Below are 26,027 nucleotides of genomic sequence, written 5' to 3' on the forward strand. Positions count from 1 at the left end.
AGTCACGGCTTCCTAGGTCCCGGCAGCGGCAGTTCGATCAATTGCGGCGGCTCCAATTTCCGCGCGGTGCGCAGCCCTTGAGTAATCGCTTCGTTGCCTTCCCCGGACAACCGCTGCCAACGGCGACTATCGTTAAGCCAAATGCCCGATTCGCGGCCATTGAGGGTTTGGTAATACAAAGCCAAGCGCCCGATGCTGAGGAAGTCCACCAAGCGCTCGTTTCCGTCGGTTTTCAGCAGAGCTCGATAGGCATCGATGGTCTTCGCATAATCGAGCTCGACCCGGTACGCTTCGACGACGCGCCGATATTGTTCCGGCAAATCGGCATCGGGATCGTTCAGCAAGATTTCCAGCCGGGCTATACGCTTTTGACGCTCTTCGAGTTGGAAGGGCGGACCCTGTTCGATACGCTGTTTCAATTCGGCAAGGGCGTTTTTGAGCTGTTCTCGTAACTCGGACTCGAACCGTGACAATACATCAAGCAAAACGGCCTTATCTTCGGGCTCGCCAGACGGACTTATTTTCGTTTGTGCCGAGGCTTGCGCTTCCTTTTCGACTGGCTCGGCCGCATCAACGAACGGCATCAGTGAAATGAAAACGGTGATTGAAATCAATCGGAGGGGGAAATATGGCACTGCGAAATTTTCAAGAAACAACTGAAGAAAGAGAGATATGCTGGTCGAAGACTCTAGCAGGTGAAGGTCGATCAAGGCAATGGGAAAAACTCCCGAAAAACACCCCTGTTAAATGGCCAATCTACCGTATGGTTGGCAATGTCCTAGTCCGTGCCAAAAAATCGGATGCTATTGTAGCGACAATAGCATCCGTAATTACGACTCGCCTTATCAATCCAAGCCGATTTGATAGACCACTTCTTCCGGGTCGCTGAGCTTGCCGTTGATTGCATCGACTTCAACTTCAAGCAGCTTGCCGTCGGCGGTTTTGATATCGAACTCATAGGCAACGCCGCCGTCCGCTTCGATTTCATATTCGATTTTCATGACGCTGCCCGGATACTTGTCCAATGCCGTTTTTAACGCCGCATCCAATCTGACTTTAGCCTTCGACGTAAATTCCGGATCGTCGGCCGCAACTTCGCGCTCGGTTTCGGTTATTTTACCGCTTGCGGCATCGCATTCGACTTCCCAATGCTTACCATCCTTGCCGTGGATATCCAATTCATACTGAGGCTTACCGTCTTCGATTTCGGCCCGCATTGATACTATATCCCCAGGATGAGCATCGAGCGCCGATTTCACGCAACTATCGACAGGTCCTTTGTGATGTTCGAATTGCGCATAAGCAGCCGGAGCAAAAAACAACGGTGCCAACAACGCAATTATCATTTTCTTGTTCATAATCATTCTCCTTGTCATATGGACGAGTTCTTTATAAACATATACCTTTCATACTTCAAATTTCGGCAGTGCGGTATATGTCAATGATTTTGAGACACCCATAATAAAAAATTAGTGTAGATTGTGAGTTTAGTTTTCCTGGTCGAGAGCCTCATTTGCCGTCCGTGAAGGGGGCGGGTTAATCCAAGCGGCTTCAGGTACGGCTTGGGCATGGGGTTGGCGGTTTTTGAAGCGTTCCGGATTGCGCTCGAATGCGGCATGCAGGACTTGCGTGCGCTGCGTAACTATCTCGACGGCTTGGCCGCTGTGAACGCTGGCCGGGGTTAACAGTGCAATGCCGGAGTGATAGTGGTCATGGTTGTACCAGTCGAAGAACGTTCCGCAAAAGCTTCTGGCATCTTCGATAGCGCCGAATTGAGCCGGAAAGCCCGGTCGGTATTTCAAGGTCTTGAACTGCGCCTCGGAATACGGGTTGTCGTTGGAGACATGGGGCCGTGAATGGGTTTTGGTCACGCCCAGGTCAGCCAGCAGTTGCTCGACGCCTTTGGAGGTCATACTGCTGCCGCGGTCGGCGTGAATAGTCAATTGGCCTTCACGGATAGTTTGCCGAGTACAGCTTTCGCCAATCAGTCGCTTAGCCAGCTCGGTGGATTCGCGGTGCGCTACCATCCAGCCGACCACGCAGCGGCTGAAAATGTCGATAATGACGTAGAGGTAGAAATACGTCCATTTGGCCGGGCCTTTGAGTTTGGTGATATCCCATGACCATACTTGGTTGGGCGCAGTGGCGAGTAACTCGGGCTTGGTGTAGTTGGGACGACGAAGCTGGTTGCGGCGCTCGCGCACTTCCTGGTGGCGCACCAGGATGCGATAGAGGGTGCTGATGGAGCACAGGTAAACGCCCTCGTCGAGCAGCGCCGCATAGACCTGATAAGGCGAGCAATCCATGAAACGCTCGCTGTGCAGATGCGCCAGGACGTGTAGCTCTTCGTCCGTACTCAGTGCCAGCGGCGGGCGCGGACGTTCGACCGGCCACGAAGAGCGATCTTGTTGTGCGCGATAAAACGAGGCACGGTTGAAGTTGAGCGCCTCGCAGGCGGCCTTAACGCCAACCTCACGGCTGAGTTCAAGCGTGGCCTTCATGATGCTCTCCCGGTGTGGGCTGGAATCTCGCACAAGCCCAGCAGTTGCGAAAGTTTTTTTTGGACATCGATGATAGCCTCCGCCTGTGTTAGGCATGCCTGCAAACGCTGAATTTCGGCTTGCAGACGAGCATTTTCAGCGGCTAACGGATTCTTGTCCGAAGGTTTGCGGCCACGCGGCTTGGATAGACCGGCGCGGATGGCCTGCTCACGTTCGCTGCGCCATTTGCTGAGATGTGAGGAATATAATCCCTCTGTGCGCAGCAACTTGCCGATGCAGCCCGGTTCGCTACACGCATCAGCCTGGGTCAAGATGCGCTCTTTGTATTCGGCGGTAAACGTCCGGCGGGCGGCCTTTTCAAGCACTTCGCTGGTGATGCGGGAAGGTTCCGCGGCGAACGCGGAGGACACTTCAGCCGCCCTACGGGCGTCTTGCGTGTCCTCCGCGTTCGCCGCGGCATGAGGAATAGCTTGTACGGTTGTGTCAGTCATGAGATTTTCTCCGAAAATGTTCCCTAATTAATGCATGGGGCGGTGTCTCAGGTATATTGACACAGAGGGGTGCCTGAGGAGACACCGGGGTGTACGGCAAAGGCTTTGCCAGCATGGAGCTGGCATAGAGCCTACAGGGATGTATTCACGGCGTCCTTTGACGGACACCCCGGTGCCGAATTTTGATCTACGATGAGTATAAAAGAACTACGACTCGATTATAGTCCTCGTCTATCCGACTCTACAATAGCTCCAGAGTTGTTTTTTGAACTTAAACTTGATATCGCTTGCGTCACTGAATACACTTATAAATCAATGCGGGATCAATTAATAAAAAAAGACTATAATCGCTTGTTTTGTTTTAATCGAGGATAAAAAAATGGCCCAAAACTGGATAGCTCCTTCCATTCTCTCTGCCGATTTCGCTCGCTTAGGCGAAGAAGTCGATAACGTTTTAGCGGCCGGTGCCGATGTTGTCCATTTTGACGTCATGGACAATCATTTCGTACCCAATTTAACGATCGGCCCATTGGTTTGCGAAGCATTAAGAAATCATGGCGTTACCGCTCCAATCGACGTACATTTGATGATCGATCCGGTCGATCGAATCATCCCGGACTTCGCCAAAGCCGGCGCCAGCTATATTACCTTCCATCCTGAAGCTTCGGTTCATCTGGATAGAACCTTGCAATTGATCAAAGACCAAGGTTGTAAAGCCGGCTTGGTATTCAACCCGTCGACTTCGCTGCATTATCTGGATCATGTGATGGATAAACTCGACATGATTTTATTGATGTCGGTCAACCCGGGCTTCGGCGGACAATCGTTTCTGCCGTCGGCATTAACCAAACTGCGCGATGCAAGAAAACGAATCGATGAAAGCGGTTTCGATATTCGTTTGGAAATCGACGGCGGCGTCAAAGTCGACAATATTCGTGAAATCAAAGCGGCGGGCGCCGATACCTTCGTTGCCGGTTCGGCGATTTTCGGCAAACCGGACTACAAAGCAGTCATCGACCAAATGCGCGCGGAAATTGCAAAAGCCGAGTAAAAACGACTTTTTTGTAAATCTCTACTGCAAGCGAGGCAAGATTTAATTTACCCTTGTCGCGCTTGCACCCAGTAAATCTGATTGGCTTCCAACGGCAAACTGCAATCCGGATTGCTAGGTCTAATTCTCGGCGTATAATCGCTTATCGGCCTAGTTTTCGGTATCGTCGCGCTATAGATATAACCGTTTATCGCGCCGGCCAACACTTGTTCTATCGCCATCGAATGAATCTCAAATCGTCCTTCGCCTGAAGGTTCCGCGAATAATTCCACACAAACATCTTCCTCGCTAAGCTCCCCAAGATAAACCTGCATACTGAACGCGTAGTCGTTCTCCCGGGTTTCCGTCACTACATTATCGACATGGATTTTAGCCCAAAGATCATCGATGCGTTTCAACCATTCGATCAACTGCTTACCCGGCTGCATATTTCCGTCCAACCTTTTGCAATAGCTTTCGGCTAGAGGTAAATAAAACTTGGACGTATACTCCCTGACCATGCGATTGGCCGAAAAATAAGGCGTCAGCGTCGCCATGCTTTCCCGCATGATAGCTAACCAGCGGCGCGGCAAGCCTTGTTGATCACGCTCATAAAACATCGGCACAATTTCCTGTTCAAGCAGGCGGTAAAGTATCTCGGCTTGTTCATGATCGGCTTGCTCGACCTCTTGCCCGTTCAATGACCAGCCGACTTCGGGGCGATACGCTTCCGCCCACCAGCCGTCGAGTTCGGATAGATTCAAGCCGCCGTTAACCAGAATTTTCATGCCGCTAGTCCCGCAAGCCTCCCAAGGACGTCTTGGCGTGTTGATCCAAAGGTCGACCCCTTGAACCAAATATTCGGCGGTAATCATATCGTAATCGCTCAAAAAAATTGCACGCTCCCTGATTTCAGGCCGACGGATAAATTCATGCCAAGCTCGAATCAATACTTGACCGGGCAAATCGGCCGGGTGAGCTTTACCCGAGATAACCAATTGTACCGGACGATTGGGATTGGTTAGTATCGCAGCCAAACGATCGGGATCGGTCAACAGCAGGTTAGGGCGCTTATAGGTTGCAAACCGACGGGCAAAGCCGATAATCATGACATTAGGGTCGAACAAGCGAAGCACTTGATCTTTACGCTCGGTTTTCGAGATATTGCCTTGAACATCGAGTTCCCGGTTGTATTCATCCCGGACGAACTCGACCAAGCATTTTCGGTTTTGCGCACGCAGATTCCATAACTGCTCATCCGTAACCTGCTGGAATTGTTCCGGCAAATCGCCGTATTCGCAAACCCAGCGGTTTTTACCGCACAAACCGGTCCATAACTCGTCGGCTTCCTGCGAATCCCATGCCGGAACATAGACGCCATTAGTGATATGGTCGATCGGTATTTCTTCCGCCGGCCAATTCGGAAACAAAGGGCTGAAAATACGCCGACTGACCTCACCATGCAAACGGCTCACCCCATTAACCGCGGCGCTGCCGTGAATAGCCAGATAAGCCATGTTGAACGATTTATCGTAGGTTTTTAAATCCGGATTGCGGCCGAGATTCAATAAAGTTTCGATATCGATATCGAGTTTTTGCGCATAATTGCCGAGCCGTTTTCCAATCAATTCCGGACTGAAACGATCGAAGCCGGCTTCGACCGGCGTATGCGTGGTAAACAGATTACCGGCCCGCGTAATGGTCAGCGCGGTTTTAAAATCCAGCCCGGTTTCTTTCATTAAATCGCGAGCTCGCTCCAGTACTAAAAATGCCGCGTGACCCTCATTCAAATGGCAAACTTCAGGCTTGATGCCTAAAGCTCTCAACACTCGCCAGCCACCGATGCCCAATAAAATTTCTTGAGCCAAACGGATTTCGAGTCCGCCGCCGTACAACTCGCTGGTAATACAACGATCGACCGGATGATTAACCGGATCGTTACTATCCAATAGATAAAGCGTAATTCGACCGATTTGCGCTTGCCACACTCTGATCCACAATTTCGACGGCGTATTGAGTTTTATCCGAAGCCATTCGCCGTTATCCTTGCGTACAGGGCAAATCGGTAAATCGCCGGTATCGGCATTGGGATAGAGCGCGATCTGATTGCCGTCATCGTCGAAAGCCTGACGAAAATAGCCGTTTTGATACAACAAGCCAACGCCCACGAGGGGGATGCCCAAATCATTGGCGGCTTTTAGATGATCGCCGGCCAATAAACCCAGGCCGCCGGAATAAATCGGCAAAGCTTCGCTAAGGCCGAACTCCATGCTGAAATAGGCAATTTGCGCTAGCTTAGTGCTTTGTTCGAGTTCGTTCTGGTACCAACGGGGTTCGGCCAGCGAGGCACGATGCTCGGCCACGATGCTTTGCAGTTTTCGGCAAAATTCTTCATTATCGGCGAGCTCTTGCAACAAGTTTGCCGAACAGGCTTGCAACACTAGCCATGGATTACGGGATTGCTCCCATAAGGAGCTATTCAATCGATGCCAGATTTCGTCGGCCCGGTGACTCCAGGAAAAATTACAATCCAGCGCCAATTCGGATAAGCCATCCAGTTTTTGACTCAATTCGGGCGTAAAAAAACGAGGTGCGGTCATCAGCCTTCTCCTGTAAAAATACGACTATGCCCTTAGCAAACCGAGTTTCGTAATGCGATGAGCATAAAGCAGCGGCACAATATATATAATCTTAAATTCGGCAGGTCATCCATGAAGTTCATGAAGTATTTCAGGAGATTACCTAAGCAGGTTCGCCAATCTTAGGGTGTGGGGTTGCCTGTCGAGGAACGCCGTAAACCCATCCATGGAGACTTGGCAGCACCTAAGCGCCAAGGATGGCGTCTAGTAGGGCTATGCGGGAGCAATTGCCGAGGAGAAAAAACCTGTCCCGCTGCCGACATCCTCGCCAAGCACGCCCCACACCCTTTTTGATCCCCAAATTGGGAATTGCTGTGAATCTTTATGATGAAATGCTTTTTCTAGGATAATGAGTATTGTCGCTTTGAATTATGACAGCATTGAGACGGCTCTATACCAATCTAAATTCAAATTTCGTCGTTGATTCGAGGGGCTCTACCATTTGATTATACCTTTCGCACTTCAAATTCCGGCAGTGCCTGAGGAGGCGCCTGGGTGTCCGGTCGATTTTCGCTCCTGCAAAATCGACATTCACGCCATCCATGGCGTTCATAAAGGCTTTGCCGGCATGGAGCTGGTAGAGTCTGGACGTATTCACGGCGTCCTTTAGCGGACACCCAGGCGCCGAATTTTGATCTATGACGGGTATAGCAAAGAGCCTAATGATTATCACAACAAAAAAACGGTCCCTAAACCCAAAAAAGCAACAAAACCGACAACATCGGTCACGGTTGTCAGTATGACCGAACCGGATAAGGCCGGGTCGATATCGAGCGTGTCCAAGACCAACGGTATTACGACGCCTGCGAAAGCTGCAATGATAATATTCACGACAATCGCGGCCGCAATCACCGAACCGATTGACAGACTACCGAACCAAATGCCTGCAATAGCACCGATCACTAAAGCCCATAACAAGCCATTGAGTATGCCGACACTGACTTCTTTAATTAAAAGCGGCTTAAAATTCCCCTTGCTGATTTGACCCAATGCAATGCCTCTGATGATCAAAGTCAAGGTCTGACTACCGGCTATTCCGCCCATTGATGCGACAATCGGCATCAACACCGCTAATGCAACGATTTGCTGTAATGTACCTTCAAATAAGCCGATTGACCAAGAAGCCAGAAAAGCCGTTAACAAATTGATTCCTAACCAGGTGGCTCGGCGTTTTGAACTACGAATCACAGGAGCGAACAAGTCTTCGTCTTCATCCATACCTGCGGTCGCCATCAATTGGCTTTCATATTCTTCGCGGGTAATTTCCAAAGCCAAGCGCAAGGTGATTCTGCCTAATAACAGTTGATTGACATCGATAACCGGTAATGCGGTAAGCCCCGAATGCTCCATCTTTTCCGCAGCATCGGTTAAATAACTATCCGCTGAAACAGTAACGGGATCGTCTATACATAATTCGACCAATGGCGTAAGAGGATCCGCGGCGTACAATTTATGAACGAGAACGGTGCCGACGAAAGCACCATTACGCTGAATCAGATAAATGCAATCGGTATACTCGGGCAGGTTTTTGCGGATCAAGCGCATCGCCTGTCTAACCCTTGCTGTCCTTGGTAAAATCAATAACTCGTGATCGACATAGCGGCCGATTCGTTCATCGTCATATTGCGCCGATAACTGATAATGTTTACGCTGACTAGCATCCATATTGCCAAGCGCGGTATCTATCACCGATTCCGGCAATGTTTCCGCCAGCTCGATCAAATCCTCGGCATGTAAGCCGCTTAGTAAACTCTGCAATTCCGATTCTTCGAAGCTTTCGATGATGGTCTGCCTTGGCTCGGCACGCATCGCAACCAAAACATCGACACGATCTTCGTCAGGAACCTGCTGCCAACGCTCCAAACGTTGGTGCAAGGGCAGGGATTCCAACAATAATGCCAACTCGGTACTTTCCAGTTCTTCTATGGCTTGTTCAAAAACAGTTTTTTGATCTTCATTTTCAGCTTCGTTAAGACGCTCGACCAATTGACTGATTTCTTCGTTCATTGCTGCCCCCTAATTGGGTCCCTTAAACGGGACTGTGTAAACGTTAAGCCAAAAAAAAGGGCCCATCCGGGCCCTTTTCATATTATTATTCGGCAACCCATTTTAAGCATATCGTTGATTATTAAATATATTTAATGCCATGTATTTCATAAAACTAACCCTACACTCCAAAATAACCACGCACGGCCTCGGGCGATAAATCATCCGCTCGGACGATATTCGGCCAAAACAACCATGCATTGGATTTGAGAAAGTAAAAAAGAATCTGAGCATCGAATCAACAATAACAGGCAATAGTCCTGTGTTAAATAAGCCTAGAATTATGAAAGCCATTTGCCGTGAATGCAATAAAAACCTCGTCTTCATGTCATTTGAACGACTAGATTAAAAAAACCTACTGAAATCATAAGATATTAAGAACTTTTCATGCATTGAAAAGTCAGACCTTAAATCAATTGATCGAGAATCGCTAAAACGGCCGCGAGAGCGGACGACTTTGAATCAAGCGACCGATTCGATGGTAAAAGTCGTCGAGACTAGCGGTAAAAACCGACCGTTCCGGCAATTGATTCGACTTGAACAAATACTGTGCACCGGTACCGCCGACCCATAACTGGATATCTTTCGGCAACGCCTCGGCCAGATAGTTTAGGTTTTGAATCATAGCTTGTTCAGGCGGCGTATTTGCGAGACTCATCACGATAACAGAAGGCTTGAGCCGGTTTCCTGCGTTTAACAAGTCTTCCCATGGCAAATCGGGGCCGATGTAATAGCATTTACATCGCTGGTTAGCAGCCAACCAGCAGCTCAGTAATATTCCGAATTCGTGATGTTCTCCGGTCATGGTTGCGAACATCACGCCGGGATTAGTTCCGGAAAATGGCTGTTCGTGATTCACCATGCTTAACACGATTCGTTTAACACAGGCGGAAAATAGATGCTCTTGAGCAATTGTCAATTTACCTTCATGCCAAAGATTACCGACTTTTTCCAGAGTCGGCAAAAGAACCTCCCGGGCATAGCAGAGGGGGTCCATTGCGATCAGCGCCCTCCTAAGCAAGTCTTCGCAAACATCCATGCGAAACTGCAGCAGAGCATCGACAATCCGCACAAAAAACAATTCCTGATTGGCATTAGGCGCATTTTGATTGGCGTTCAACAGATTCTGTAACTCATCGTTACTCAAATCTGCGATTTTGCTAATCGTAAAACCTTGCTTAGTGGCCGCCAGCAAGAGCGTCAAACGCTCAACATCTTGCTGAGTATAAAGACGCCGGCCTTTGCTGTCCCTAACGGGATTAACGGTTCCGTAGCGCCTTTCCCAAGCTCTAAGTGTTTCGGTATTTATGCCTGTGAGTGAGGTCACAGTTTTTATTGTATACATTTATGCACAGGTTTTGTTTATGATTTATGTTTGACAAACATTGTACTCAGGAGTAATGTTTAATCCAAGCTTTAGTTGACTCAACAAAGTATTTACTCAGGGTATATAACCAGTTACCTGGTAAGGGGCAATCCACTATGACCCAAATGAACTATTCAATGCTAAACAATCAGTATCGTTCCGGCAGTTTTCGAGGCTTTTATAAGGAAGCTTCTCTGGAAACGGATTTAATGCATTCAAGGCGACCGCAAATCGACAACCTAAACAACGATTCCGATGAAATCGAATCGGAACCTGCCGATGCCGAATTATTTGCGGAAACCGAAGTGCTGTCCTCATCGAATGATGCAATGACATTCGTGCAGAATGGAGGCGACGAGTTATTGATCCATCAGCAAAATGCATCGGTTCTGACTCCCGAGGAATTAACCTCGCTAGCCCAACAAATGGAACAAAGTCGCTTGAATTTATCGCATTTGATGATTTATTCGGATTCGGGACTATCGGTTATCGCCGGCGAATTTGTTAGTGCTATCGGTGATGGCATCGACTTATCCGAGCTTATCAGAAAAAACAGTCTCGAACCTGTACAAAAGGACAATGCTGCACAGGATACCGCTAAACAGCTCGCAAGCAAGTTATTAGAGTGTTTTCAGCAAGTGATCAACGCCAAAGGTAACACGCATTCAAGTGCCGTATTTACTGAATGCAGACAATTACTGGACGATCTTCATCTTTTACCTAATTTCCTGCAACAAATCGTCAAGGTCTTAACTTGCCGGCTCAAGGATCGAGCACTCAACGGTGATGACTTGGAGTTGTTGAAATCCGCGTCGATAGAGCAACAACGAATGATTTCCGCAAGACGTGCGATGATCAGCGGCAACCTTAGGCTAGTCACGTTCATTGCCCGTCAATATCATCATTCCTCGGTGCCGTTTACCGATTTAATTCAAGACGGGACTGTGGGTTTGATCAAGGCGGTTGACCGTTACGATTGGCGACGCTCGGTGCGCTTTTCTACTTATGCGATTTATTGGATCAAGCAAAGCATCACTCGGGGCATGGTCAGACAGGAAAAAATGGTCCGCCTGCCTTACAACATCGCGGCAAAAGCGGCCGCGGTGTTCGAGACGATGAACGATTATCTGGTCAAACACAACCAATGGCCAACCAATAAAACACTAGCCGAAATCTGCGCCTTGCCCGAAGAGGAAATCAAAGCCATCGTCAATAATTATCAACCGACCATTTCGCTCGATAACAATATCAATGATGATGAAGATTTACCGGCGATCGTCGATTCGATGGAGCAGAACCATTTTCCGCAACCGATCAGTATATTGGCTAATTCGGCATTGAAAAACTGTTTGAGAAAGGCAATAGAAACCCTACCTGAACGCGAAGCCGACATCATTAATTGCCGCTTCGGACTCGACAGCGATACCGAAATGACGCTGCAAGACATTGCCGACCGGATGTCGTTAACGCGGGAACGGGTCAGACAAATTCAGAACAGTGCGCTATTGAAATTAAAAAATAAATTCAGCAGTGATTTAGTCGATTTTCTCGAGCCCGGTTAAAACGACCAAATTAAAGCGACATTGCACCGAACAATAAGAAGGCGGAATAAAAAATAAACCGACCTTTACACACGAGTATCAGGAGTCTGCTATGACCTGGAACAATAAAAATAATGACCCGGAGGAACTAGGTGAAAATCCTAAGTCCGATTGGGAAGCTCAATTCGAAAATATATGGCGAAGCATCAATAAGAAGCCACAAAACTTTCTGAGCCGTCATTACAAACCAATATTCGCTTACTCAAGCGCCGCGTTTTTGATTGCCTGGGTTGGCAGCGGCGTTTATATCGTGGATCAAGGCAACCGGGGTGTTGAAACCCGCTTCGGCGCCTATCAAGCCACCACAATGCCTGGCCCACATTGGCATTTACCTTTTCCAATTGAAGACGTCTCTATAGTCAACGTCGAACAACAACGCTTCATTGAAATCGGTTATCAAACCGGAGGTCGTCAGCTTGGAAGCGGATCTGACTTACCCGAATCGCTAATGCTAACCAAGGATGAAAACATTATCAGCGTTAGGTTAGCCATTCAATATCAAATTAAAGATGCCAGGGATTATTTATTCAACGTCAAAAATGCCGAAGCCACGCTTAAGCAAGTGACCGAAAGTATCGAGCGGGGCGTAATCGGCAAGAATAATATGGACTTCATCCTAACCGAAGGCCGCAGTCAAATTGCCACAGCAATCAAGGATCAGGTGCAGGACGCGATGGACCAATATCAAACAGGTCTGCGCATTGCCAGTGTCAACCTACAGGATGCCCAACCACCAGAGGAAGTTCAAAATGCTTTCGAGGATGCCATTCGGGCACGAGAAGACAAACAAAGACTGATCAATGAAGCCGAAGCTTATGCCAACGAGGTGATTCCTAAAGCTCGAGGTGCAGCGGCAAGATTGATTCAGGAGGCCGAAGCTTACGAAGCTCAAGTAGTCGCCAGAGCAACCGGCGAGACGCAACGCTTCGATCAATTATTGGTCGAATATGAAAAAGCACCCAAAATAACCCGCAAACGCTTGTATCTCGAAGCTAAGGAAAAACTTTACAGCAATACCAACAAAGTGATTGTAGCAGTTGAAAACGGGAATAATATGTTCTACATGCCGATCGACTCGATGCAGAAAAATGGCGATCAAAAAGCCGGTGGTCCTAACCTAAGCTCTATTGCGCAAATCGAAAAAGCCGCCCAAACCGATACCCGAAAACCAATTCATGCTTCTACCATCCGTTCCAGCAGGAGCAGACTATGAATTCATTACCTAAACAGTTATTAGTTCCTACCGGTTTATCTGTGCTGATTCTTGGTTATATGTCGGTGTTTTATGTTGGTGAAAGTGAAAAAGCGATAAAATTTCGCTTGGGCGAAATCGTCGAATCCGATTATCGGCCGGGCCTTCATTTCAAAATGCCCTTGATCAATAACACCAGTGCGTTCGATGCGCGAATCCAAACCCTTAATGCCAAATCGGAACGTTTCCTGACTTCGGAAAAGAAAAATGTGATTGTCGATTCTTTTGCCAAATGGAAAATTGGCGACGTCGGCCTGTTTTATACAACGGTCAGCGGCGATTCTTTTCAAGCCAACCTTCGACTCGATCAAATTATGAAAGATGCGATGCGCGGCGAATTCGGCTTAAGAACAATTAAAGAGTTGGTTTCCGAGGATAGAGGTAATTTACGCAAGGTGCTGATGGAAAAATTAAGCCCGGTTGCTGAACAATACGGCATCGAGTTGGTCGATATACGCATAAAGCGCATTGATTTGCCGGACGAAGTCAGCAGCTCTGTATTTCGTAGAATGGAAGCCGAACGCGAAAGAGTTGCCCGAGAATTCCGCTCACAAGGCGCGGAACTTGCAGAACAAATTAGCGCGCAGGCCGATAAGGAACGCGAAATTATTTTGGCCAACGCTTATCGAGAAGCCGAACAAATACGAGGACGTGGCGATGCCAAGTCGGCCGAGATCTATGCGGTCAGCCATGGCAAAAATGAAGAGTTTTATGCATTCCACCGAAGCTTGAACGCCTATCAAAAATCGTTCGAAAATACTCAAGATACTCTGTTATTGGAACCGAAATCGGATTTCTTCAGGTATTTTTCGAAAGAAGAATGATATCCTCATACATCTCTAAAGAGGAGAAAATTTAAATGAAATCAAATGCACTTAAAATCGTCATCTGGATAGCGGTAGGGCTTACGCTATTCACGGCATTTAGCCGAATGGGCCCGCAAAACGACAGTAACTATGCCTTGTCATACTCTGACTTTATCGAAGACATACGCGCCGGCGTCGTTGCTGAAGTCACGATCAACGGCGAGGAAATCAATGGTCGTCGTCGTAATGGGGAAAGGTTCATGACCTATAACCCAAATGATGCCAAAATGATCGACGAATTATTGGAATACGGCGTCAAAATCAAAGTTGCTTCGCCGCCGAAACAATCGATGCTGATGCAGATCTTTATCTCATGGGCACCGATGTTACTGCTGATCGCAGTCTGGGTTTATTTCTTCCGCAAACAGCAAGGCGGCGGCATGGGCGGCCAGATGAATTTCGGTAAAAGCAAGGCCAAATTGCTCGAGGAAAACCAAATCAAAGTCAAATTCACCGATGTCGCCGGCGTCGAAGAAGCCAAGGAAGACGTCGTCGAAATGGTCGATTTTCTGAGAGACCCCGCCAAATACGAATTCCTCGGCGGTCAGATACCGCGTGGCGTATTGATGGTCGGTCCTCCGGGAACCGGTAAAACGCTGCTAGCTCGGGCCATTGCAGGTGAAGCGGGTGTACCGTTCTTCTCGATATCCGGTTCGGATTTCGTTGAAATGTTTGTCGGTGTCGGTGCCTCTCGCGTTCGCGATATGTTCGAACAAGCCAAGAAACGCGCACCGTGCATCATCTTCATCGACGAGATCGATGCGGTCGGCCGTCATCGCGGCAACGGCATGGGCGGCGGCAATGACGAACGCGAACAAACCTTGAACCAATTGCTTGTGGAAATGGACGGCTTCAACGGCAACGAAGGCATTATCGTTATCGCCGCGACCAACCGCGCCGATGTACTCGATAAAGCCTTGCTGAGACCGGGCCGATTCGACCGACAAGTCACGGTCAGTTTACCCGATATCAAAGGCCGCGAGCAGATTCTCGGCGTTCATATCAAAAAAGTACCGCAAGCCGCCGATGTCAACATCAACGATCTGGCCCGAGGCACGCCCGGCTTTTCCGGTGCGGAACTCGCGAATCTGATCAACGAAGCAGCTTTATTTGCGGCGCGTAAAAACAAACGCGAAGTGAACATGGAAGATCTCGATAAAGCCCGCGACAAAATGCTTATGGGCGCCGAAAGAAGAAGCATGATGATGCGCGAAGAAGATAAGTTGATGACCGCCTATCATGAAGCCGGTCATGCCATCGTCGGTCGCATCGTACCGGAACACGATCCGGTCTACAAAGTCAGTATCATGCCCCGTGGTGGTGCATTAGGCATCACGATGTTCCTACCGGAACGGGATTCCTACAGCGCCAGCCGGGATAAACTGGAAAGCCAAATCGCCAGCTTATTCGGCGGTCGGGTTGCCGAGGAAATCATATACGGCAAAAACAAAGTGACCACCGGCGCTTCCAATGACATCGAGCGCGCCACTCAATTGGCCCGCAACATGGTGACTAAATGGGGTCTCTCCGATCGCCTCGGACCGATGGATTACGGCCCGGATCAAAATCAAGGCTATTTCGGACCGCAAAATAAAGCGATGTCAGAACAAATGGCACGCTTGATCGACGACGAAATTCGCTCGCTGGTCGACAAAAACTATGAGCGTGCCAAACAGATTCTCACCGATCGCATGGACATCCTCCATAATATGGCGGAAGCATTAATGCAGTGGGAAACCATCGATAAGTTTCAAATCGATGATTTAATGAATGGCAAAAAAATTGCCCCTCCGGTACCGGAAGATGATGACAAGGACGAACACCCCCCTGTCACGGTGACTCCGGATACAACGGGCGGCGGCAACATAGGTCAAGGCGGCCTCGCAACCTAGCCGCTGTCAATGTCCTCCTCTATAAAGTCCTCCTGTTCGGTTCTTTCAGGAGGACTTTTTTTAAGGATAATCTCATGAATAGTTTTGCAACAAAAAGCTTAACCAGCTTCAAATATGCGTTGGAAGCTAATTATTATGTCTCTCTGGCCGTCAGTGTCGCAGCAGCAACCCTATCCTTTACGACTAACCAAACGTTTTTCGAGCTCAACACCGACCTTTACGGCCCTTTGAGTAATAACATCAAAATCATGATGATTTATATTGTACTAGCGGAATTATCGATGTTCGCCTATTGTTTCATGAAGCAAAGCTATAAAGAATTGACAGCTGTCGGTCTTTTTTTGATTTTGTTAAGTGGAGCTCTCGAATTTTATGGTCGCGTCAATCAAATTCCGATCGATCATACTTACCGCTTGTTTTTTCTCTATGCCGGTCTTTCACATATTGCTTATGGTTTATTATCATTCCTACCCGTAAAACTGGAACACGACGGTCAACATGTCGAGGAATCCCGATAAGCAAACCGGCTAATTTTGTTGTTGTCACTCTCACTACGGAGCCCGAGTCATGAATATATTATTAACAGGCGGCACCGGTTTTATCGGAACTCTTTTGACCAGACAATTGAGCGGTCAGGGTCACCAGCTGACGGTACTTAGCCGGAATCCCGAACACGTTCCGTCAATTTGCGGCCCCGGCACAAAAGGCCTGGGCCGCCTCGAAGACATCACACCGGACCAACGATTCGACGCGGTCATTAACCTAGCCGGCGCGCCAATTTTCGACAAACGATGGACCGAGACACAAAAACGTATTATCTGGGATAGCCGCGTCTTATTGACAGATCGTTTGTTTGAAACGCTGGAACGGTTGGTCGTAAAACCGGAAGTCTTGATTAGTGGGTCGGCGATTGGCTATTACGGAAACCAAGGCGACACGGTTCTCGATGAAGAGACGCCCGCCAAAGACGATTTTTCACATCGATTATGTTTGGCCTGGGAAAACAGCGCGCTGCAAGCCGAACAACTCGATATCCGAGTTTGTTTAATACGAACCGGTTTGGTTATAGGTCACGAAGGGGGACTGCTACAACGTATGCTCTTACCCTTCAAGCTTGGCCTGGGCGGTCGAATCGGCGCCGGCACCCAATGGATGTCTTGGATACATAGGCAAGATTGGATCAACGTCGCCTGCGCCATGTTGAACGACGACTCGATGCGCGGCCCTTACAATGCTACCGCACCAAACCCCGTCACCAATCGCGAGTTCACCGAAACGTTAGCCGCCTGTTTGAAACGTCCTGCCTTATTGCCGATTCCCGTTTGGGCTTTGAAGCTACTGCTCGGTGAAATGTCGGAACTAGTACTTGGCAGCCAACGCGTTATGCCATTAAGACTCATTAATGAACTTGGCTTCAGTTTTGAATATAACGACTTGGAGTCGGCGCTTACCGAGGCCTTATCACCCCACCGTGATTGATGGCTCTCTTTTGAACGAGAAGCCGTCTAAGAATAAGAAGTTATTTCAATAGCTTATTATGCCTATGCAAATCACTACTAAGCAGGATGGGGTTTACAACCCATGCGCATCAAGCTTAACACCGCTCTCCGCCCCAGCTAAATCGCTATTGACAGTAAGGTCATGAGCGCCATTGTGACAAATCGCGTGCTTGATTAATGGTGGCGTTACCGCATCTGTACCTAAGCCCAAACAAAGCGACGGGTTTCCGCTTCGCTGCTACCCATCCTACGGCGCCGTAAACTTTATAGGCAGCTAAGGTACTCCCTTTATACTCAAAAAATGGCTAACTTTATGAAGGAAGGTATGGGGTGTGGCTAGCGAGGATGTCGGCAGCAAGGCAGATTTTTGCTCCTCGGCAATTGCTCCTGCATTGCCCTAATACACGCCATCCCTGGCGTTCGATTGCTGCCGTCAAGCCCCAATGGAGGGGGTTACCCAGCACCTAAATTCCATAGTTCATTGGCTATGATTAACTATCTAGGATAATTTAGGTGCTGGGTGAACGGCGGTCCTCGATAAACACATCCCATACCTTTTATTCTTAGACGGTTTTTCGATCAAAAGGGAGTAGCATCGTAGCGCAATCCGGCAAGTTCGAAATCACGCCACTCCCGTATTCCGCTACGATGCATAAGAGCTACATGCTATACATAAGTCATGCATCTTTTTGCAATCTTAGTCTTTGCGGGCATGCGCTATTACTTGACGCGCATGCCCGGCACGGCTCCTTGATCCGGATTCAGCAACCAGATGTCCTTGCCGCCCGGCCCGGCGGCCAGCACCATGCCTTCGGATAGGCCGAAACGCATTTTCCTTGGTTTTAAATTCGCGACGACCAATGTCAATTTGCCGATCAGATCTTCCGGCGCGTAGGCTGATTTAATTCCGGCAAAGATATTGCGTGTTTCATCGCCGATATCGACGGTCAGTTGCAACAACTTGTCCGCGCCTTCGACATGTTCGGCTTTGACGATGCGCGCGATGCGAAGATCCAGTTTGGCAAAATCGTCGAACTCAATCGCCTCGGCGATCGGGTCGAAACGTTTCGGTTTCGGCTCCTCGGTTTTTTGCAAGTTTTCCTTTGAGGCTTCGACCACCGCAGCGATCTTGTCAGGATCGACCCGAGTCATCAACGGCCGAAACACGTCAATCTGATGATCGAGCAACGGCTCGGCTTTATCCGGCCAGGCCTCAGGTTCCAGGTTCAAAAAAATTTCGGCTTGATGGGCCATTGCCGGCACAACCGGTTTTAAATAGACGATCAATAATCTAAACAAATTGATGCCCATCGAGCAAATTTCATGCAGCTCCTCATCGCGGCCTTCCTCTTTCGCGATTAACCAAGGTTTTTTCTCGTCGATATACTGATTGGCGCGATCTGCGAGCGCCATGATTTCACGCATTGCCTTGCCGAATTCGCGCGTTTCATAACAACGCGCAATACCTTCATTTGCCTCGATGAAATAATCGTATAGTTCCGGCTCCACGCAATGTTTCGAAAGCATACCGTCGAAACGTTTATGAATAAAACCGGCGCAACGGCTTGCAATATTGACAACCTTACCGACTAGATCGGAATTAACGCGTTGGGTAAAATCGTCGAAGTTTAAATCGATATCGTCGACGCCGGAACCGAGTTTCGCTGCAAAATAATACCGCAGATATTCCGGGTTCAGGTGGTCGAGATAGGTGCGCGCTTTAATGAAAGTACCGCGCGATTTGGACATCTTTTCGCCGTTCACGGTCAAAAAACCGTGCGCGAATATTGCGCTCGGTGTTCTAAAGCCTGACCCCTTCAACATTGCAGGCCAGAACAATGCATGAAAATAAATGATGTCCTTACCGATGAAATGATACAACTCGGCATCGCTTTCCTCGGCCCAGAAATCATCGAAATTCAAGTCTTCCTCGCGCTCGCATAGATTTTTGAAACTAGCCATGTATCCGATCGGCGCATCGAGCCAGACATAGAAATATTTGCCTGGCGCATCCGGTATTTCGAAACCGAAATACGGCGCGTCACGCGAGATATCCCATTCCTGCAGACCATTTTCGAGCCATTCGTTCATTTTGTTACCGACTTCATTCTGTAAATGGCCTTCGGCTATCCATTCGCGCAACATATTCTCGAAATCCGGTAACTTGAAGAAATAATGCAGCGATTCTTTTTCGATCGGTTTTTCGCCGGAAACGACCGACACGGCATTTTTCAATTCGGTCGGCGAATAGGTCGCGCCGCACGCCTCACAGCTGTCACCGTACTGGTCCTTTGCGCCGCATTTCGGACAATCGCCCTTAATGAAGCGATCAGGTAAAAACATGTTTTTGACCGGATCGAAAGCCTGCGTGATGCTGCGCGATGAGATATGCCCGCCCTCGCGCAAACGTCTATAGATCAACTCGGCGAGCGACTTGTTCTCTGCAGAGTGCGTACTATGAAAATTGTCGAACGCAACGCCGAACTCGGTAAAATCGGCCAAATGCTCTTCGGCGGAGCGGGCGATTAATTGTTCAGGCGTAATGCCTTCGCTGTCGGCCCTAAGCATGATCGGCGTACCGTGCGTATCGTCGGCACAAACGAAATAGCATTGCTGATGCCGTTGTTTCTGAAACCGTACCCAAATATCGGTTTGAATATATTCGACCATGTGTCCTAAATGAATCGGACCATTGGCATAAGGCAGGGCACTGGTAACAAGAATTTTTCTGTCTGACATGGCTTAACCGGCGAAAATATGATGGAAACAAACGCGCTATTATGGCATAAAACCACATTTTATTGGGACTCGCTAAACAACGATAACCGATATCTTACCCATGTATTGACTTTCAAGATCCTGGATGGATGAAAAACGGAGAAGGGCAGGCTTTTACTGTGAAAGTTCGCAATTCCTCTGGTGAAGCAGAGCGTAGGAACAAGAAATATGAAAAACAATGTCGGTTCCGAAGAGGGTGCGGTTGCTCGATCGGCAGGCGTCGGCGGCAAGGACAGCCGCCGTCGAGCCTACAGGGACGTATTTACGGCGTCCTGTCGGGCGAGTGACCGTACCCTCCCCACCAGAGAACTTTCATTTGCCGGGGCGATGGCTAGACCTTCATGAACGTTATTTTGAAACACGCTGCCTTAAGAACCAAATGACGCAACGCGCGTGCCTTCGTCTATCGCATCATCGGGATGGTCGATTACCTTCTCGCCTAGTACGAGTCCTTCCAAAATTTCGGTCAATAAACCATTACTCTGGCCTGTCCGTACCGATCGCAATCGAGCACGCCCATTTTCAACAACAAATACGGCCCTGCCGTCGTTGTGACGGAATAATGCATTACTGGCAACGGTCAGTGCTTCTGGTTGTTCCCAAACGATGAATTTTGCTTCCACTCGGTAACCGTCTCCTAAGCGCCGCCAGATTTCAGAGGCAGAACGAATGTCCGCGACAACCACTACACGTTGCTCTTCGACTCCTAGCGCACTGATTTTAGTAAATCCCGTCGGCTTGATGATCCGCACGATGCCTTCGAGTATGTCATTGCCTCCCCAACGCTCCAATAATACACGCCCACCGGGTTCGATACGTATCGCATCATGAGATAACACCTCAACTTCGATTTCCAGATTATGCGTATCGCCGACTTCCAACAACAAGTGTCCGGCAGGCACTACGCCGGCGCTTTTCTGTTCGATGTTTAAAACGCGTCCACCGATAGGCGAGCGCACTTGTACGGTTTCAACCGGCTTTGAAGTATCCGCTACAGCCGAATAACGAAGCGCCGCTTGCGCAGCCTCTAAGTCGAAATGGGCCACCTCGATTGCCGAATTAGCCGCTTGCGCTGCGGCTTTCAAAGCCAACATACGACTGCGTGCTTGGTCGAATTCCGAACGCGATATTAAACTACGCGTCATCAATTCTTCGCGGCGGCGAAATTCTACCGAGGCATGTTCGGCCTCGGCACGGGCTTGTCTGGCTGAAGCCTTGACACGCGCTAAGGCTGAGCGTGCCGCGGCAACTCGTGCTTCCGCTTCCGCTCGGCTGCGGGGGTCCAATACTGTCGGCGGCAAGGGATCAATCAAGGCCAGCGGTTGACCTAGCTCGACAACATCGCCAACTTCCAGATCGATGCGTCTAAGGTAACCCGCCACTGGCGCATAAAGCATGTAACGGTCTTTAACTCGTGTTTTGCCTTCTTCTTCTATAGTAATCCGCAACGGCCTGCGCGCAACGATGCTCGTTTCGACCAATACCGGTCTAGGCCAGAAACCCCATGCAATCGCCAGTATAACAAGCGCCATTAGTGCCGATATCCCTACAAAACGTCCTGACGGCATTAGTTTACTCCCGTGTTTTTAATACTTCGATAAGATCGAGACGACTCAACTGCCGCCAGATCAACGCAGCAGTCACTGCAAAAGAAATCAAAACGATGGAAGCCGCTAAAGCATAAGTCGACGGAACTACGATCATCGGAATGCGGTAAAGATCCGATGAAAATGACTTTGCAATGTAACTCGACAGACCGATTCCAACCAGAAAACCGGGAGGAATGGCCGCTAGGGTCAGCAAGCCTATTTCACCCAGCAAGATGTAACCGACTTCGGCGCGGGTAAAACCCAATACTCGTAACGAGGCTAGCTCCCGACTTCGTTCCGAAAATGCGATACGGGCCGAATTATACACGACGCCAAAAGCGACAAAGGCGCCCAGCAGGGCAGTGATAAAGGAAAACCATAGAATCGTTTTTTCCATCATTTCATTGAACTGTTCGATTGCCGTATCGCGAACGATGGTTCCAGCAACGCGCGGCATGTCTCGGAGTTGGTGATAGAGGTTGATTTGATATTCGGGATCCACAGACAATCGCACACCGGAAATCGCGGGGCCTTCATGCATCAAACGGTTGAGTGTCGAGCGATTCATATATGCGTTGACACCAAGATATTGCCGCGAAGTACCTACGACAGGGACCTTAAATACAGACCTATTGCCCTCGAGAACTTCAATCGTCAGTAATTGACCGGGTGCGATTTGGAGAATCTCCGTTGCCAGGTAGTCGGACAATATAATTCCTTCCTGGGGAATATCGATAGCCTCAAGCGATGGGTTCAATATCCTATGGAGTTTCCCGCCGGGTTCTATGCCGTCGACTTTAAAACGGTAGCTGCGATGACCATGTACCAAACGAGCGGAAACGGAGCGGAAACCTTCAATATTATTTACTCCCTCTAATGCTCCTAACGAATAGAGCGCACGGTACGGTGTCGGATCATTGAACATGACGGTTAAATCTTCACGGCTACTCAAGCCATACTGCACTTCGATAATCCAATTGATTGCATCCCGTTGAAAATTAGTCATCATCAAAATACCGCATGCGGCTGCGATACCCAATATCGTTAATCCTGCCTTGACGGGCTGCCGCGCGATGTGGCGAATTATCATACGCGACGGTTCGTCAAGATGCTTTTGTAAACCGATACGCTCGATAAGCGTAGCTCGATAGTTTAGAGGCGGTTCCGGTCGCATACCTTCTGCGGGTGGAAGTTGAGCGGCTCGCCGAACGGCAAAGGCCGTACCTGCCAGCGCTGCAAATAGGGTAACAAACACGGCTTGCGACATGACGGCAGGATTCAATATGAAATGAAGATAGGGAAAACTATAAAGCTGTTGATACATGCTGCATAAGGCGTCTGCAAACCAAAGCCCGAGTGCGACTCCTAACACTATCCCAAAAGATGTTATGCTTATAATCAATTTGACATAGTGCATGGCAATTTGCGACGTTGCATAACCGAATGCCTTCAGTGTCGCAATTTGTTCACGCTCTGTAGACACCAATCGACTGATGACGATATTCAATAGAAACGTCGCCACGCTCAAAAAAATCACTGGAAAAATGGTTGCCATGATTTCAAGGGCATGCAATTCATCGGTAATGAATCGATGGCTGAACTGATCTTTACGACTGTAAGCGCCTAACCCGCCATAACGAGCAAGAATAAGATCGATTCCATCAATAACATCGCGCTCGAATGCATCCGACTGAAGCGAAAAAACTACATTGTTGAAAGCGCCATCCATATTGTAGGCTGTAGCAAGCGCCTTACGGTTCATCCATAAAATTCCGTAACGTTGATAATCCGGAAATAGTCCTCCCGGCGGAATCGCATACATATACTCAGGCGTTAAAACAATGCCGACAATATTAAGACGTTTGCGATGTCCTCGGATAATTACCTCGATACGATCACCCGGCTTTAAACGATGCGCATCGGCAAAGGCTTCGCTAATCGCCACTTCGTTTCCGGCACCCGCCACCGGCAATCGTCCGCGCCGCACATATGGCACATTGAGCCGAGGCGCACCAAAATCGGGTAATGAAACGATGCGACCGGTAATGGGATCGTCGAAACCTTCTACCTGGATATTGATAGCCGCCACGACGCGAGTTTCGACTTGGTTGATGCCCGGCAATTCCGCAAAACGCTCCGCCGCTGCTTCGGGAGCCCGTACCAAACTTACGAATACTTCGGCGAAACGCTGATTAATGTAGTAACTCGTTTGAGTTAATTTTAGCGATTCGTAGGTAACCCGCGACATTATAAAAGTCGAAATACCTCCGATGATGACCAGAGATATCGCCAAGGTCATACCGCGCATTAGCCAGAGATCGCGTAGTAATTTACGGTTGAGCGCCCGCATTACCAGCTCAGTTCCGACGGCGATTTTCGCGCTTGATTAAAGTCGGATCCTATAATTTGACCATCGGCTAACCGAATCACATGATGCGCCATTTCTGCAATGACTATGTTGTGGGTGATAACCACTGTTGTGGTGCCGAGTTCACGATTTGCGCGCTCGAGCGCTTCCAAAACGACGATTCCGGTCGATGAGTCGAGCGCGCCGGTCGGCTCGTCGCACAATAATACAGACGGATTTTTAGCAATGGCCCGAGCGATTGCAACCCGCTGTTGTTCTCCGCCGGAAAGTTGGGCCGGAAAATGATCCAACCGTTTACCCATGCCGACAAGCTCGAGCGCATCTTCCGGTGTCATCGGTTGCGAAGCAATCTCGGTGACCGCGGCAACGTTTTCACGCGCGGTTAGGCTCGGGATTAAATTGTAAAACTGAAATACAAAGCCGACATGGTCGCGACGAAATGCGGTCAACTCTCTCTCATTGACGACGGTAAGATCTTTATCACTGTATAGCACATGGCCGGAAGTCGCGGAATCCAGACCGCCTAGAATATTCAAGAGCGTGGATTTGCCACTGCCCGATGCGCCGAGTAATACGGCGAATTGGCCTCTATACAGATCAAGATCGACATTGCGCAATGCGACAACTTCAACTTCTCCCATGCGATAAATCTTGGTGAGTCCGCGAGCCTGAAAAACAATTGACGATTGTTTGACTATACCCATCGTAGATCAAAATTCGGCACCGGGGTGTCCGTCAAAGGACGCCGTGAATACGTCCATGCTCTATGCCAGCTCCATGCTGGCAAAGCCTTTGTGAACGCCATGGATGGCGTGAATGTCGATTTTGCAGGAGCGAAAACCGACCGGACACCCCGGCGCCTCCTCGGGCACTGCCGAAATTTGAAGTGCGAAAGGTATACATCTTTACCGATCGATCCTTTTTTAACGACTTCGTTCGAAAAGGATCGAAAAGATAGGCTTTTTTCATCGTCGAAAATAGATTGCATGCTTATTTGTCAAATATTATCGCATTAAAGTGTTTAAATAGAGATTATATAAAAGGAGTAATCTATGCTGAATTTCTCTATTGATCTACGATAAGTATAAACTGCATTACACTTGTACCTCAGTAATAACTAGCATTTATTCCGCTTATGAATCAACCTACTACTTGTATCGATGTCCTTTGCGTAGGACAAGCCACTTATGATCTTATTTTTTCGGTACCGGCCCACCCCGGCACCGATGAGAAAGTGTTTGCCGACCGCTTTGCCGGTTGCGGCGGAGGGCCTGCCGCTAATGCCGCGATAACGGTTGCCCGGCTCGGTTTCAAGGCGGCTTTTGCCGGTTATTTAGGCGATGACTTATTCGGTAGCAAACATTGGCAGGAATTGCTTGATGATGGCGTCGACACCCGTTTTATCGTTAGAGGCAAGGCACCGACACCCCTCTCTGCAATACTGGTCAAACCCGACGGCCGGCGCGCGCTGATCAATTACAAAGGCGCAACCCGCCCCTTGAACGCCGGTGCGGTCGATTATTCGAACCTCGAAGCCAAGGTCATGCTGTTCGACGGTCACGAACCGAATATTTCCTTACAACTGGCACGCTATGCAAGATACAACGGTATTCCGACCGTGCTCGATGCCGGCTCGGTTCACGAGGGCAGCATCGGCTTATTGGACTTATCGGATTATTTGGTTGCTTCGGAAAAATTTGCGCTGCAATACGCCGGAGACATACACACGGCATTGAGGCGACTGGCGGAAACCGCACCTGCTGCCGTGATCACCTTGGGCGAAAACGGCTTGATTTGGCAACGCGGTAATGAACAAGGCGAGCTGCCGGCCTATCCTGTGATCGCTATCGATAGCACTGGTGCCGGCGACGCTTTTCACGGCGCTTTCGCCACTGCATTGGCCGCCGGCCAAGACTGGTTGGATATTTTGAATTACGCCAGCGCTGCCGGTGCGCTATGTTGTACCAAAACCGGCGCCAGACCCGGATTACCGACGCAGGAAGAAGTGCAAGATTTCTTACGTTAGATTTGCTTTATTTGTTATAGCTGGATTAGCTGTTTGACATTGCTTTTTTTAAATCATAGCATGCCCGACATGCACAATCTCCG

18 protein-coding genes are annotated in these 26,027 nt (G+C 49.0%); 8 read left to right on the plus strand and 10 right to left on the minus strand.

Annotated features, from left to right (window positions below; translation table 11 throughout):
• Nucleotides 1-2: 2 nt before the first annotated feature.
• The 3 genes from MEALZ_RS19610 to MEALZ_RS19620 all read right to left on the minus strand — a co-directional run bounded on the left by MEALZ_RS19610 (nt 3) and on the right by MEALZ_RS19620 (nt 2,992).
• Entirely contained in the window at nt 3-584 is a 582-nt protein-coding gene (locus MEALZ_RS19610; RefSeq protein WP_014150397.1) for a DUF3450 domain-containing protein, read from the minus strand.
• A gap of 261 nt (nt 585-845) precedes the next feature.
• Complete coding sequence (locus MEALZ_RS19615) at nt 846-1,358, minus strand: PepSY domain-containing protein (RefSeq protein WP_014150398.1); 513 nt, start codon at nt 1,356-1,358, stop codon at nt 846-848.
• Between the two features lie 129 nt (nt 1,359-1,487).
• A protein-coding gene (locus MEALZ_RS19620; protein WP_408607020.1) for an IS3 family transposase occupies nt 1,488-2,992 on the minus strand; the annotation gives its coding sequence in 2 pieces (ribosomal slippage) (nt 1,488-2,554 and nt 2,554-2,992; 1,506 coding nt in all).
• A gap of 379 nt (nt 2,993-3,371) precedes the next feature.
• On the opposite strand from MEALZ_RS19620, the gene rpe reads away from it, so the two are divergent.
• Nucleotides 3,372-4,043, plus strand: a complete 672-nt coding sequence (gene rpe, locus MEALZ_RS19630) for a ribulose-phosphate 3-epimerase (protein ID WP_014150400.1) — start codon at nt 3,372-3,374, stop codon at nt 4,041-4,043.
• A gap of 47 nt (nt 4,044-4,090) precedes the next feature.
• Here the strand turns inward: rpe and glgP are convergent, their stop codons facing one another.
• From glgP to MEALZ_RS19650, 3 genes are all read right to left on the minus strand, one after another.
• Nucleotides 4,091-6,622 carry an alpha-glucan family phosphorylase gene (gene glgP / locus MEALZ_RS19635; RefSeq protein WP_014150401.1) on the minus strand — a complete coding sequence of 844 codons (2,532 nt, stop codon included), beginning with the start codon at nt 6,620-6,622 and terminating at the stop codon, nt 4,091-4,093.
• A 708-nt stretch (nt 6,623-7,330) separates the two neighbouring features.
• Nucleotides 7,331-8,668 (minus strand): magnesium transporter, encoded by a 1,338-nt coding sequence (gene mgtE / locus MEALZ_RS19645; RefSeq protein ID WP_014150403.1) that lies wholly within the window; start codon nt 8,666-8,668, stop codon nt 7,331-7,333.
• 469 nt (nt 8,669-9,137) lie between these two features.
• A complete protein-coding gene (locus MEALZ_RS19650) occupies nt 9,138-10,052 on the minus strand; it encodes a MerR family transcriptional regulator (protein WP_014150404.1) in 915 nt (304 codons plus the stop codon).
• Nucleotides 10,053-10,210: 158 nt separating this feature from the next.
• On the opposite strand from MEALZ_RS19650, the gene MEALZ_RS19655 reads away from it, so the two are divergent.
• The 6 genes from MEALZ_RS19655 (at nt 10,211) to MEALZ_RS19680 (ending at nt 17,163) form a co-directional block, all read left to right on the plus strand.
• Nucleotides 10,211-11,635 (plus strand): sigma-70 family RNA polymerase sigma factor, encoded by a 1,425-nt coding sequence (locus MEALZ_RS19655; protein ID WP_162472995.1) that lies wholly within the window; start codon nt 10,211-10,213, stop codon nt 11,633-11,635.
• A 91-nt stretch (nt 11,636-11,726) separates the two neighbouring features.
• The gene (gene hflK / locus MEALZ_RS19660) at nt 11,727-12,887 is read left to right on the plus strand and encodes an FtsH protease activity modulator HflK (protein WP_014150406.1); all 1,161 of its coding nucleotides are present in this window, start codon (nt 11,727-11,729) and stop codon (nt 12,885-12,887) included.
• Nucleotides 12,884-13,750, plus strand: a complete 867-nt coding sequence (hflC, locus tag MEALZ_RS19665) for a protease modulator HflC (RefSeq protein WP_014150407.1) — start codon at nt 12,884-12,886, stop codon at nt 13,748-13,750. Before hflK ends, hflC begins: the two co-directional genes overlap by 4 nt.
• A gap of 35 nt (nt 13,751-13,785) precedes the next feature.
• A complete protein-coding gene (gene ftsH, locus MEALZ_RS19670; RefSeq protein ID WP_014150408.1) occupies nt 13,786-15,684 on the plus strand; it encodes an ATP-dependent zinc metalloprotease FtsH in 1,899 nt (632 codons plus the stop codon).
• A gap of 74 nt (nt 15,685-15,758) precedes the next feature.
• The gene (locus MEALZ_RS19675) at nt 15,759-16,202 is read left to right on the plus strand and encodes a hypothetical protein (RefSeq protein WP_014150409.1); all 444 of its coding nucleotides are present in this window, start codon (nt 15,759-15,761) and stop codon (nt 16,200-16,202) included.
• Between the two features lie 49 nt (nt 16,203-16,251).
• Nucleotides 16,252-17,163, plus strand: coding sequence for a TIGR01777 family oxidoreductase (locus MEALZ_RS19680; protein ID WP_014150410.1), 912 nt, complete (start codon nt 16,252-16,254; stop codon nt 17,161-17,163).
• A 740-nt stretch (nt 17,164-17,903) separates the two neighbouring features.
• On the opposite strand, the gene metG is transcribed toward MEALZ_RS19680, so the two are convergent.
• From metG to MEALZ_RS19700, 4 genes are all read right to left on the minus strand, one after another.
• Nucleotides 17,904-19,922 carry a methionine--tRNA ligase gene (gene metG / locus MEALZ_RS19685; protein WP_014150411.1) on the minus strand — a complete coding sequence of 673 codons (2,019 nt, stop codon included), beginning with the start codon at nt 19,920-19,922 and terminating at the stop codon, nt 17,904-17,906.
• A gap of 407 nt (nt 19,923-20,329) precedes the next feature.
• Nucleotides 20,330-21,529: an efflux RND transporter periplasmic adaptor subunit gene (locus MEALZ_RS19690; protein ID WP_014150412.1), complete on the minus strand. Its 1,200-nt coding sequence runs from the start codon at nt 21,527-21,529 to the stop codon at nt 20,330-20,332.
• A 4-nt stretch (nt 21,530-21,533) separates the two neighbouring features.
• Nucleotides 21,534-23,900: an ABC transporter permease gene (locus tag MEALZ_RS19695; RefSeq protein WP_014150413.1), complete on the minus strand. Its 2,367-nt coding sequence runs from the start codon at nt 23,898-23,900 to the stop codon at nt 21,534-21,536.
• Nucleotides 23,900-24,622 (minus strand): ABC transporter ATP-binding protein, encoded by a 723-nt coding sequence (locus MEALZ_RS19700; protein ID WP_014150414.1) that lies wholly within the window; start codon nt 24,620-24,622, stop codon nt 23,900-23,902. The genes MEALZ_RS19695 and MEALZ_RS19700 overlap by 1 nt, the downstream gene beginning before the upstream one ends.
• Before the next feature lie 431 nt (nt 24,623-25,053).
• Here MEALZ_RS19700 and MEALZ_RS19705 point away from each other — a divergent pair, with 431 nt between their 5' ends.
• Nucleotides 25,054-25,944: a carbohydrate kinase family protein gene (locus tag MEALZ_RS19705; RefSeq protein WP_014150415.1), complete on the plus strand. Its 891-nt coding sequence runs from the start codon at nt 25,054-25,056 to the stop codon at nt 25,942-25,944.
• The last annotated feature ends 83 nt before the right edge of the window (nt 25,945-26,027 follow it).

Source organism: Methylotuvimicrobium alcaliphilum 20Z, assembly GCF_000968535.2.
Classification (GTDB): domain Bacteria; phylum Pseudomonadota; class Gammaproteobacteria; order Methylococcales; family Methylomonadaceae; genus Methylotuvimicrobium; species Methylotuvimicrobium alcaliphilum.